The following is a 10,894-nucleotide window of genomic DNA, read 5'->3' as shown; positions in this document are numbered from 1 at the left end:
CTAAAAACTGGGATCCGTCTCTTTTTTCATACATTACTTTGTGTCAGTAGCAAGATCAGATATTTCAAATGTTCGGAGCGGTTCGCTCACAAACTACTCGGGCTCGACGTTATTCTTCGCATGCATGTCGGCATTCCAGAGACCCTCGATAGTATAAATCTCTTTCCAGCGTACTGAAGAGTAAGCATGGATTATATCCATTCGTGATCTTCCGTTCTTTCGGGAAATCGACGAGGAATGGAGAATCCATTTTAGGCGCCCTATTTGGAATAGCTGATGCGATAAATGATCCTTTAAAAGCATGGAACAGAGCGGTACCGCTCTGTCTGATGGAAAGGGACCGCAAGCCGTCCTGTTTCCGTACCCTAGCTCGCTCCTCGTCGGCGCAAGGGCCATCAAAAAAAGCCGCTGCCGTTCCTCGTCTTCCTCCGCGTTTTGGCTCAAAGCAAAGCTTTTCGCTCGCGGGCTCCGGAAGCCTTCGTCCCGGTGCGCTGTTCGCTTTTTTTGATCTTTCCCTGCGGTCACCCTTGCGCCGTCTCGCGACGCTCGCTGCGTTCCCGTCAACAGGACGGCACCGTGTCGGACTGCATCCCACTCGCGAAAGGAGCTTTCCCATGAAACTGACCACACTCGTTGAAATCACTCGAATCCGCCAAGAGGTCCGTGAACCGGACGACGCACTCGAGACGACGCACATCACGTCACCCGAGGACGCGTTCTGTGTCGCCAAACGCTTCATCCAGGACGATGACCGCGAGGTGTTCCTCGTCATCCTGCTCAATACGAAGAACCGCGTCATCGCCGTCCATCGGGCACACGTCGGAAGTATCAACTCAAGCGTCGTCCATCCCAGAGAAATCTTCAAGTCCGCCATCCTAAACAATGCGACATCGCTCATCGTCAGTCATCAGCACCCGAGCGGTGACCCGCATCCATCACGGGAAGACATCGAAGTGACCGAACGGCTCGTCGAGGTCGGTCGTATCGTCGGTATTCAGCTCCTTGACCACATTATCGTCGGTGCCGGAGAAGAATACGTCAGCCTGAAAGCACAAGGTGTGCTGTAAAGAGATGATAGAGCGTAGACGGACTGGAAACCTCTGTCCTGTCTGCGCGCGAGGGCATGGACGAAAAACGACGACGTTTTTCTTTTGAGAGAGCGCAAGCGAGTAAGGAATGGATTCGTCCCGAATCCAAGTGCATTGAAAGACCCGCAGTGGACGGATCCACTGCGGGTGAGAAAGTACATTTGGTCTCTTCTATGTAGAAGGGTGTTATGGAAGATACAGTAGTGAGACAAGTAGTGGAGTGTATGAAGGTTCGAGGAGAGATAGCTGATTGAAGTGAATTGATTCTCCTGTAGATAGGTAGTGATGCTCTTTCTACTGGATGTACAACACAAGGAGAATTTTCGGGCTCATGCGTGAGGCTGTAGGCTGCACGCAGCAACATCCTCATCGCACCGCTGCCCTCCTGCCGGACCGATAACGAGAGCTGCACATCGCTTGCGCGAGGCATCTCTACGTTCCTGTTCCTTGCAACGGAGGGCACGGAGCGAACCGAGACTAAAATCATGAGACTGAGATTGTGACGAACTGACTCTGTTTATTCTTGAACCGCTGCACATAGGTTTTATATCGCGCAGGTGGGACATAGACATCCCGATCTGAGAGTTGCGAGAGTAGATACAAAATCTTCTTCAGTTGCTTGGCACCTTCCTGTATCTTGAGATGGGTGACCTTGCCATTGCCATCGATTTTATTGATGAACAGTTCGATCTTACCGCCTTCGGCGATGAGCATCCGACTGACGAGTGCCGTCTGTGCAATCAAGTCCTCGAATCGATGATTCAGGCCGGGACCATTTACTGCAGAGAGGTCGAGGAAGAGCGTGAACGTATCCTGAGCACTCGGCTGATAGATTTTCGCCTGAAGACTACCGCGCTTAGCGGTCGCAAACCAATCAATCTGACGTGATGGTTCAATCGTGTAGGGATGAGAAGAAACCTGTTGAGAGCGATCCTTGATCGGTGAGTGATTCGTTGCACGGTCACCTAGATTAAAGAGCGTACGGATTTTGCCAGTCTGTTGTGATTCGATTGCAGGATAGACCGTCCAGCTAAGCGATGAATCAATGGACACGACCGTATTGCCCATACGTAATGGGAGACGGATTAAAAGAGCAAGTTCGTCCATCGCAACAGGGCCGCGTTTCTTACCGATGATGGTGAATTCGAGTCGCTCGGGTAGTTCTTTTAGTTCGATGATTGATCCTTTCTCGGATGGATGAGTGACGGCGTAAGAGTCGCTGTAAGGAAGGCGAAGTTGAATCGTGCCATTCATCTCATTGATGAGCTGTGCATTGTCGATGGACATGAATAGGTGACTTCGTTCATCCTTGAATAAGATGCTGTCTTCTTGCTCGAAGGACACGTCTAGATGCGATTGAAGCTTCCTTCTGTACCACTCGACATAGATGGATAACGTCAAGAGTAGGGTGAACAGGAAAGAAAGCCAATAGACATACGGGAAGAATAGAAAAACGAGAATGAACGTCAGGTGTACAGGAATCAGTTTCGGCTCGAGATAGAACGGAATGTCGGAAGTTGTCCGCACCTGATCACATCCCTACTTCAACGGGTACGGCGACTTGATTCAAGATTTCGAGTAGAATGTCTCGCTTCGTCGTCTTGATTTCGCCTTCGATGGATAAGGTCAGGCGATGCGAGAGGACATGTGGTGCTAAGTGCTTGATATCCTCTGGGATGACATAATCACGATTTCTCAGGTAGGCAAGACTACGAGCTGCCTTCGCTAAGGCAATCGTCGCCCGCGGACTGACACCTGTCTCGACGTGACGATGCGATCGCGTAGCGTCTGCTAAGTCGACGATGTAGTGCAAGAGGTCTCGTGATAACAGGACTGATGATATAGCTTCCTTTTGTGCCAGTAATTCATCATAAGAGATGGAAATCCCGATCTCGTGACGCATGTTGGTCATAATCTCTTCGAGCAGCTGCACCTCGAAATGCTTTTCCGGATAGCCCATGTTCAAACACATCATGAATCGGTCAAGTTGAGCATCCGGAAGTGGGAATGTCCCTGAAGATTCAATCGGGTTCTGGGTCGCGATTACGAAGAACGGTTGCGGCAGTCTGTAGGTCGCGCCACCAATCGTGACCTGACGTTCCTCCATCGCCTCTAGGAGGGCAGATTGGGTACGCGGTACCGCCCGGTTGATTTCATCGATCAGCACGATGTTCGAGAAAATTGGTCCTTGTTTATTTTCGAATTCTTGTGTCTTCAGGTTGAAGAAGTCCGTCCCGATGATATCGGAGGGAAGGAGGTCTGCCGTGAACTGAATCCGAGAGAAGTCACCATGGAAGCTGTCAGCGATCGTCTTCGCGAGCATCGTCTTCCCGGTACCAGGGACGTCCTCGAGTAGGATGTGACCATCCGCGAGTAAGGATGTGAAGCAGAGTTCTACTACCTCTGGCTTCCCGAGATAGATTGTATTGATTTCTTTGATAAGTTCTTGAATATGCATGGATTCAACCTCCTAAGAATGTTTTCATGTCGCGTTCTAACTGCTCGACTTCAGTTCGAGTTATGTCCTCCTTAGCCAGACTCCCATAACGGTGGGCATCATAGATGATTCGACTCGACGATATGAATTGGATACGCTCGAACCATTCAGTCAGGCTCTCCTGATGTTGTCGCTTCTGTTTTGACGAGAGTGCATCATTGAAGGCGCGCATCATCTGCCGTAGCTGTGTCTCAGATCCGAATGTCGAGTTGGAAAGGGGAGTTCCAGGTTGACCGGATTCATTCGATTGATGGACGGATAGATCATTCATCACTTCATCAAAGATTTGAGTCGATTGTTGAGTGTTCTTTCGACTACGACGACGGTAGAAGAAAATCGAAATTCCAAGTAGAAGGATGAGTGCTGGAATCAATCCAGATTTTGTGGCTGACAGCATGCCATCATATGCGCCTGAAAGACTGCTAAGCGGTTTATTCGTATTTGCTTGTGCTGTTCCGCCGGATCCATCCTTCTGATTGGAACTTCTTAATTCATAGCCATCCCCTTCAGGGCGCTTGACGGGTACGCCGTTCGATTTTCGTTCGAAGAATCCAAACGTGTCATATTTCTTTTCGGGTTCTTTTATGTAGTTCGTATACACATAAATCGAGGAGAATTTGAAAATAAGTACGACAGTCAGCACCGATAGAATCAAAAGATAAAGTTTGTTCTTTTTCATAGATACCTCCTTCTAGTATGAGATTAATTGCTTACTATACAAAAATACTGAGAAAAATGGTCTGATAATGAAGTGCATATTCTTTATTATTAGACTATCAACGTAAGATTTTTTTAAAATTCAAATAGAACGGAAAAAGATGCAATATTCAAAAAATATACCTTCATTATATGACTATTGGAATTTAAATGGAATAAAAAAGAAAAAATAATCGTATGAAGTTATTTTTTTACTTTTTATTTCATCGAAAAAATTGTATGTTTCTAGAATAAGAAATGAACAAGCCATTATTGAGTGAGATAAATGGCGTACTAAAATGAAAGTGTCTTATACGTGCACGAAATCGTGATGATCGTTTCATTAATGAATGACGCATCTCATACCAGATCGTCTAGAGACAGAGGTAGTACATATGATTTTTAATGGTTTGACCAATGTATTAGGTGCAGCACTTACGAATGTCAATCTACTCTACATCGTCCCGATTGCATTCGGACTTTTCTTACTGATCGATTTCTTGTTTGCAAAAGAAAAGAAGAACTTTTTGAGCCGGACAGGTAAAGTACTGTTGGTTCCGCTCATTCTGATCATAGGTGTACTCATTTATCTCTATTGATTCAATGTGCGAGAGGAATCATGCTTATTTTCATGTCAGAAACGATGTTAGAAAAAGTCGTTTCTTTGTTATGCGCGGAAAAGCCATCGTATGTCGCTTCGTAACAACTTGGTTATCGCGCATAACATCTCGCTTATCTTATTTAAGGTAATTCGTAAACACTCTCGATTAGTCCTATGCTGTGATCAAGAAAACAGTGAGGAGTGGAGTATGTGAGCGTGCTGGAGATGTTTGAAATGATTGATCAAAACAAAGGACGGAGGGAGGAGAAGCTGGATAAGATGACATTAATTTGATGCCCAGCTTCGATTCGTGCGAGAAGTAGACGGTTCGATCGAGCACGTGACGTGGTTCATCGATATCGATCGATTAACGGACTTCATGCAGACACACTTTAATAAGCAGACCCGTTGAGGTCTGTTTTTTTGTGTATCGATATACATATCGGCTGACCTATCAAGAAAAAATGACAGGTGGGAAATATACCCATTATTCTCCTGGTATTCAAGGTATACTGAAGATAACTTACAAATCAGAAATGGAGTGATGCAAGATGAAGAGAAAATGGATGGGCGCCAGCCTGGCGCTCGTAAGTGTGGGCTTATTGGTAGGACCGTTACAGAGCGCGGAGGCCGCAACGCCGAAAATCAAGGTCCACTATATCGATGTCGGACAAGGTGATGCGATTTACATCAAGATGCCGAGTGGTGAGGATCAGTCCAAGTACGAAGCCATTTCGATCACAGGCTGTATGGCAAGAATAAGCGAATAGTCGTTCACGTTCCCCCTTCACGTAGTAACCACTCTCGGGATCTGTCGTACTTTCCTTGATCTCACGTGTTTCAAGACGGCTCTCCTTGGGGGCGAAGGGCTTTTTTCCATGCAGTACCCAATCCTCGTTGATTTCTTGGGCGAGTTCTTCTTTATATTGTTGGATAGCGCGACGGACGATCTTTTTCTTCTTGAACTTCCGTTTATTTGCGTTCGTCTTGATGTGTGTGGAATCCATGAATAGGACCGAAGGGTCCACGAAACCGGCTTCGACACCTTGCGAGAGGATACGATAAAAGATGGTTTCGAACACATCCGTGTCTTGAAACCGACGGACGTAATTTTTTCCGAAAGTAGAGAAGTGCGGCACTTTCTCATCCAATCCGATTCCGAGGAACCACCGATACGCGACGTTCGTCTCAATCTCCTTGATGGTCCGACGCATTGATGGAATACCAAATAGGTATTGGAGAAGCGCCATCTTAATCAATAAAACAGGATCGATACTAGGTCTTCCGTTATTTTCACAATATAGTTTCTCTACTAAAGGATAGACGAATTCAAAGTCCATGACCGGATCCACTTTTCGAACGAGATGGTCCTGCGGGACCAATTGTTCCAATGTGATGGTGATGTTCTCAGAACGATGATGTTGATCTCTTTTTCCCATCATAATGATTCCTCCTCTTTCGAATATCTATGTTAGTTTTATACCCGGAAGCGTGAAAGAAAAAGCGTTTGTTCGCTCGAAATCGCTTCCTAGGGAAAAACAAGCAGGAGCGACCCAGCAGCGAAGCGATGCTTGTCACAGGAAAACGATTCGAAGCGAACAAAAAAGCGATTCTTCTCGATAAAGAGAAAAACCGCTACTTTGTCTTCAGTATGAACTGATATATGTCAATTAGACATATATCAGTTCATAAAAACTCAACTTTTTTGTTTCAAAAGTTGAACATAAGATTGCTCATTTTTGTTTATCTTTTGTAGTGTAGTTTTTAACTCATCAATTGAAGTATTTGGATTTATACTTTTGTAGAGTGCTACGTAGCCAGAAATCAAAGCTGTTGACTGTGATGTACCACTCGATAAGAATTCTGTCTTATCTAAAGCACTAACTGTAACATTTACTCCTGGAGCATTTATATCTACTTCTTTACTCGCATTTGATTGATCCCAAATTTTGTTGTCTCTATCAATTGCTCCAACTGATATTACTTTATCCATATTCGCTGGGAACATTAATTCTTTCGTTCCGTAATCTCCTGAAGATGCAATTACGGAAATATTACGAGAGAGAGCTTTGTTAACACTTTTCTCAACTAAATCATTTTTATGGTATGATCCTAAACTAAAATTTATTACTGTAGCTTTTTCTTTAATTGCTGTTTCAATAGCACGAGATACTAACTTTGGATTTATTGATTCTTCTTTATTCATAACTTTAATTGATAATATTGAACAATCTGGGCAAATTCCAGGATTATTCTTAGTTCCTTTAATTAAGCTTAGCATCATTGTTCCATGTCCATTTAAATCATAATTACTTTCACCTTTAACAAAATTCAAATTTTTTACTTTATCACTTAATTGATCTTTTGAAATACCACTATCAATCAAGGCAATTTTTTGACTGTTTCCTTTTGTAATTTTATGCAGTTCTTTATACTGCATAGAATCTTGTTCCCAAGATTCTATGATGTCATCGTTACCAAAAGTAAAATTATATAGAATGAAAAGAGAAACTACCACAATAATTGAAATTAAAGTGGCAGTTAATTTGTTTTTTCTAAAATTCAAAATGCATTTCACCTCGAAAGATTATTTTTGAGCACGAACTTTATAGACCATTGCCCATGTGATATCTGAAACGGTACCACGCTTGCCATTATGATAATTTAGGCTGTTAGCAAATAATGAATACCATCCTGTCATAATACCACCAACAATAAATCCAGCTCCAAGAGATAGAGCTCCAATCGCAGCTCCACCAACTGCATGACCTACAGCTAATTGACTTGCTTTATAAGCCCAAGCTTTTGTAGCTGCCGTACTCTTATAGAATTTTTTACCCCAGTAATGTGTTGTTGTATATGTAGAACCACCCTGCAAATAAAAATTATCATCTTCACTTTCAATCATAGTTCCGTCACTTAATACTTCAAGCTCACCATCTTCAATTTGCTGATCAACTTTTTTGAGACCAGCGACCATTTCATTAATAAATGATTCTTTTGTATACACAACATCTAGCCCTTGAGCTTTAGCTAGTGAGTTAATAGAATCTAACTCTTCATCGCTAATATCTTCCACTAAGGAATCCGTATTGTATTTTACACCATTATTATTAATAACAATCTCTTTATCCATATTTTCAACTACTGACTGCAAATCATTAGTCAATTTTTCAGGATTAGTTGAGTTTTCTTCACCGAAAGCTGTAGAAGAAAAGCCAGCGAATACATATGTTGTAGCTAAAGCACCTGCAAATAATTTTGTTTTCATGTTAACACCTCATAAAGTTTTTTTTGCTTACGGTGAAATAATATACTATAAATGTAAAAAAATAAACCCTAAATTGTAAAAAATAAATATTAAAATAGAAATAAAATACCATATTTGCAGAATTTGATTAAATATGATAGCCTGAAATAAGGTTAAAGTAATTAGATTTATAGGGGGGTAATGTTATGACTAAAAAATTAGCAGGATCACTTTTTATTTTGTTACTTGCAAGTTTTTTACTTCTAAACCAAATGGATTTATCATACACTTTAAAGCAAACGCTAATCGTACTCTATGTAGTTGCTTATGGTTTAGTTTCCTATTTTTACTGGAAAAATCATAAAAGAAAAACAAATAATAGCTATAAATAACTTTAATCTTTCCAGAGTAAAGTTCTCCTTGACTACTAAAATTGAGGAGAACTTTTTTTATTGATCGAGTTCTTATTTACAAATAAAGAAGAACTTCTTGAGGCAGACAGATAAAGTGCTTTTGGTTCCGCTCATTCTGATAGTAGGTATACTCCTTTATCTCTATTGATTCGATGTGCATAGTAAGAATGATTTTTTTATGGCAGAAACGATGTTGAAAAAAGTCGTTTCTTTTTTTATGCGTGAAAAATCAATCGTGCATTGTTTCGTAACGACTCGGTTATTTTACATATCACTTCGCTTATCTTATGTAAGGTAATTCGTACAGCTTCTTGAATCATTCTATGCTGTGCTTAACAAAACGGTTAGGGGTGGAGTACATGAGTATAATTGAGATGTTTGAGATCATGGAGCAAGCGAAGGGAAAACAGATATCAGATAAGGTGACATTGATCGATGCTCAGCTTCGATTCGTGCGAGAAGTAGATGGTTCGATCGAGCATGTGACCTGGTTCGTTGATGTCGATGTCCTGCTCGCTTTTATTCAGCAACACTATTTGGAACAGGCCCGTTAAAGGTCTGTTTTTTTATATGTTTCTCGTTAAAAGATGCGACCTATCAAGAAAAAATGATAGGTGGGAAATATACCCATTATTCTCCTGGTATTCACGTTATACTGAAGATAACTTACAAATCAGAAATGGAGCGATGCAAGATGAAGAGAAAATGGATGGGCGCCAGCCTGGTACTCGCAAGCGTGGGCTTATTGGTAGGACCGTTACAGAGTGCGGAGGCCGCGACTCCGAAAATCAAGGTCCATTACATCGATGTTGGACAAGGTGATGCGATCTACATCAAGATGCCGAGTGGTGAGGATATCGTCATGGATGGTGGGAACAAAGGGAAAGGCGATGCACTCGTCGCCTATCTGAAGAAGCAGAAGGTTGGTGACATCGAGATGCTGATCTCGACGCATCCGGATGCGGATCATATCGGTGGACTCGATGAGGTCCTCGACTCATTCAAGGTCAAGAGTGTCTATGCTCCGAAGGTCAAACACACGACGCAAGCTTATAAAGACTTCTTGCTGGCCGTTAAACGCGAAAAGCTGACGATCAAGACAGCGAAGGCTGGTGTCTCGCTTCCTGTTAAAGGGGTCAAGTCACAGTTCGTCGGACCGGTCAAGGATTATGCGAACAGTGATTTGAACAACTGGAGTGCTGTCCTACATGTCGCTTATAAGAAGAACACGTTCCTGTTCACAGGAGACGCGGAACTGAAATCGGAGCAAGACATGATTGCGAAGAAGAAGACGTTGCGCGCGGACGTCCTGAAGGTCGGGCATCATGGGGCAAAGACATCGACGAGCGCGACGTTCCTCAAATACGTCAAACCGAAGTATGCCGTTATTAGTGTCGGCAAGAATGCTTACGGACATCCGACGAACGAAGTCGTGACGAACCTGAAGCGCGCGAAGGCGACGATGCTACAGACGGATAAGAATGGGACAATCGTCTTTGAAGGGAACGGATCGTCCTACACGATCAAGAAGTCAAAATGAGTAAGCGTAAAGGGATCATCGATCGCATTGAAGGAAAGTGGGTCGTCGTCGAGTTCGAAGATGGAATGCGGGACATCCTGATTTCTCGCTTTCCCATGACGGTGGAATCCGGCGATGTCATCTGGATCGATGAATACGGTCATATCGAGAAGGATGACCGCGAACGACAGCGACTGTCGGACGAAATCGACGGGTTGATGGAAGAACTGTGGGAAGACTAAAAAAAGAAATGAGCTGAATGATATGAATAAGTTAGGAAAAGCGGTCGTCATCGTCGGGTTGGGATTATCACTTGTCGGATGTGGGACAGAAGAAGCAGCACAAGATACACCTAAGAAGGCGGCAAATCCGACCGAAAAGGTCGAGGTAGCGGAAACGAAAAAAGAGGATGTTTATTTCAAGGATGATACTCTGAAAATCGACATGGCGACCATCAAGATCCTCTCGACAGAAGTGCTTGAACCCAGTAAGGAGTATTTCCGGGAGAAGCCGCAGCTCGTCTTCACATATGAGACGACAAATGACAGTAAGGAACCATTGAATGGAATGACCACTTGGATTGCCTGTTTCGAAGCGACACAAGAAGGAACCGATACGATCAATAAGTTAGAGGTAGGCATGACACCACAAGAAGAGAAGTATGCCTCTTATTTAGAACATCAGCTTGATGACATCAAACCAGGAGGTACCGCGAAGGGAGTCATGGCTTACGACATCGATGATCCACAAGCGGTCGTCACATTGAAAGCGACTCAAGGAATGGCGGGAAAAGAATTAGGTGAAAAAAAGATTGAATTGAAATAAGCAGA

General features: G+C 43.2%; 13 protein-coding genes and 2 pseudogenes. 9 read left to right on the top strand and 6 right to left on the bottom strand.

The features are described 5' to 3' along the window. Positions 1-620 precede the first annotated feature (620 nt). Positions 621-1,067 carry a JAB domain-containing protein gene (locus tag ACHA8N_RS00625; RefSeq protein ID WP_393964434.1) on the top strand — a complete coding sequence of 149 codons (447 nt, stop codon included), beginning with the start codon at positions 621-623 and terminating at the stop codon, positions 1,065-1,067. Between the two features lie 504 nt (positions 1,068-1,571). Here the strand turns inward: ACHA8N_RS00625 and ACHA8N_RS00620 are convergent. Genes ACHA8N_RS00620 through ACHA8N_RS00610 form a run of 3 tightly spaced genes read right to left on the bottom strand, consistent with a single transcriptional unit; the run spans position 1,572 to position 4,264 of the window. After that, positions 1,572-2,615 carry a DUF58 domain-containing protein gene (locus tag ACHA8N_RS00620; protein ID WP_393964431.1) on the bottom strand — a complete coding sequence of 348 codons (1,044 nt, stop codon included), beginning with the start codon at positions 2,613-2,615 and terminating at the stop codon, positions 1,572-1,574. A gap of 4 nt (positions 2,616-2,619) precedes the next feature. Then, positions 2,620-3,546 carry an AAA family ATPase gene (locus ACHA8N_RS00615; protein ID WP_393964430.1) on the bottom strand — a complete coding sequence of 309 codons (927 nt, stop codon included), beginning with the start codon at positions 3,544-3,546 and terminating at the stop codon, positions 2,620-2,622. 4 nt (positions 3,547-3,550) lie between these two features. Beyond that, entirely contained in the window at positions 3,551-4,264 is a 714-nt protein-coding gene (locus ACHA8N_RS00610) for a hypothetical protein (RefSeq protein WP_393964429.1), read from the bottom strand. A 412-nt stretch (positions 4,265-4,676) separates the two neighbouring features. Here ACHA8N_RS00610 and ACHA8N_RS00605 point away from each other — a divergent pair, with 412 nt between their 5' ends. Both ACHA8N_RS00605 and ACHA8N_RS00600 read left to right on the top strand, forming a co-directional pair. Further along, positions 4,677-4,880 (top strand): hypothetical protein, encoded by a 204-nt coding sequence (locus ACHA8N_RS00605; protein WP_393964428.1) that lies wholly within the window; start codon positions 4,677-4,679, stop codon positions 4,878-4,880. A 568-nt stretch (positions 4,881-5,448) separates the two neighbouring features. Further along, positions 5,449-5,595: pseudogene (locus tag ACHA8N_RS00600) on the top strand (MBL fold metallo-hydrolase); the annotation flags it as partial. Here the strand turns inward: ACHA8N_RS00600 and ACHA8N_RS00595 are convergent. Beyond that, positions 5,587-6,324, bottom strand: a pseudogene (locus tag ACHA8N_RS00595) (transposase); the annotation flags it as partial. The pseudogenes ACHA8N_RS00600 and ACHA8N_RS00595 overlap by 9 nt on opposite strands. A gap of 65 nt (positions 6,325-6,389) precedes the next feature. Here ACHA8N_RS00595 and ACHA8N_RS00590 point away from each other — a divergent pair. Further along, positions 6,390-6,542 (top strand): hypothetical protein, encoded by a 153-nt coding sequence (locus ACHA8N_RS00590; RefSeq protein ID WP_393964427.1) that lies wholly within the window; start codon positions 6,390-6,392, stop codon positions 6,540-6,542. 36 nt (positions 6,543-6,578) lie between these two features. Here the strand turns inward: ACHA8N_RS00590 and ACHA8N_RS00585 are convergent, their stop codons facing one another. Then, on the bottom strand, positions 6,579-7,448 hold the full coding sequence (locus tag ACHA8N_RS00585; protein WP_393964426.1) for a S8 family peptidase: 870 nt from the start codon (positions 7,446-7,448) through the stop codon (positions 6,579-6,581). Positions 7,449-7,469: 21 nt separating this feature from the next. Beyond that, positions 7,470-8,153 carry a hypothetical protein gene (locus ACHA8N_RS00580; RefSeq protein WP_393964425.1) on the bottom strand — a complete coding sequence of 228 codons (684 nt, stop codon included), beginning with the start codon at positions 8,151-8,153 and terminating at the stop codon, positions 7,470-7,472. 185 nt (positions 8,154-8,338) lie between these two features. Here ACHA8N_RS00580 and ACHA8N_RS00575 point away from each other — a divergent pair, with 185 nt between their 5' ends. From ACHA8N_RS00575 to ACHA8N_RS00555, 5 genes are all read left to right on the top strand, one after another. Further along, on the top strand, positions 8,339-8,524 hold the full coding sequence (locus ACHA8N_RS00575) for a hypothetical protein (RefSeq protein WP_393964424.1): 186 nt from the start codon (positions 8,339-8,341) through the stop codon (positions 8,522-8,524). A 380-nt stretch (positions 8,525-8,904) separates the two neighbouring features. Beyond that, positions 8,905-9,099 (top strand): hypothetical protein, encoded by a 195-nt coding sequence (locus ACHA8N_RS00570; protein ID WP_393964423.1) that lies wholly within the window; start codon positions 8,905-8,907, stop codon positions 9,097-9,099. Between the two features lie 140 nt (positions 9,100-9,239). Continuing rightward, positions 9,240-10,085: a ComEC/Rec2 family competence protein gene (locus ACHA8N_RS00565; RefSeq protein ID WP_393964422.1), complete on the top strand. Its 846-nt coding sequence runs from the start codon at positions 9,240-9,242 to the stop codon at positions 10,083-10,085. Next, complete coding sequence (locus tag ACHA8N_RS00560) at positions 10,082-10,306, top strand: DUF3006 domain-containing protein (RefSeq protein ID WP_393964421.1); 225 nt, start codon at positions 10,082-10,084, stop codon at positions 10,304-10,306. Before ACHA8N_RS00565 ends, ACHA8N_RS00560 begins: the two co-directional genes overlap by 4 nt. Positions 10,307-10,328: 22 nt before the next feature. Beyond that, positions 10,329-10,889, top strand: coding sequence for a DUF5067 domain-containing protein (locus ACHA8N_RS00555; RefSeq protein ID WP_393964420.1), 561 nt, complete (start codon positions 10,329-10,331; stop codon positions 10,887-10,889). Positions 10,890-10,894: the final 5 nt, after the last annotated feature.

This window comes from Exiguobacterium sp. S22-S28, assembly GCF_043359615.1.
GTDB lineage: Bacteria > Bacillota > Bacilli > Exiguobacteriales > Exiguobacteriaceae > Exiguobacterium_A.
Note: the sequence above shows the minus strand (reverse complement) of the source record. Positions and strands in the feature narration are given on the sequence as shown.

Bases quoted from the DNA above. Each gene is read 5' to 3' on its own strand.
- ACHA8N_RS00570 (WP_393964423.1), top strand. From the start codon at position 8,905: ATGAGTATAATTGAGATGTTTGAGATCATGGAGCAAGCGAAGGGAAAA.
- ACHA8N_RS00560 (WP_393964421.1), top strand. From the start codon at position 10,082: ATGAGTAAGCGTAAAGGGATCATCGATCGCATTGAAGGAAAGTGGGTC.
- ACHA8N_RS00580 (WP_393964425.1), bottom strand. From the start codon at position 8,153: ATGAAAACAAAATTATTTGCAGGTGCTTTAGCTACAACATATGTATTC.
- ACHA8N_RS00605 (WP_393964428.1), top strand. From the start codon at position 4,677: ATGATTTTTAATGGTTTGACCAATGTATTAGGTGCAGCACTTACGAAT.
- ACHA8N_RS00565 (WP_393964422.1), top strand. From the start codon at position 9,240: ATGAAGAGAAAATGGATGGGCGCCAGCCTGGTACTCGCAAGCGTGGGC.
- ACHA8N_RS00555 (WP_393964420.1), top strand. From the start codon at position 10,329: ATGAATAAGTTAGGAAAAGCGGTCGTCATCGTCGGGTTGGGATTATCA.
- ACHA8N_RS00610 (WP_393964429.1), bottom strand. From the start codon at position 4,264: ATGAAAAAGAACAAACTTTATCTTTTGATTCTATCGGTGCTGACTGTC.
- ACHA8N_RS00615 (WP_393964430.1), bottom strand. From the start codon at position 3,546: ATGCATATTCAAGAACTTATCAAAGAAATCAATACAATCTATCTCGGG.
- ACHA8N_RS00575 (WP_393964424.1), top strand. From the start codon at position 8,339: ATGACTAAAAAATTAGCAGGATCACTTTTTATTTTGTTACTTGCAAGT.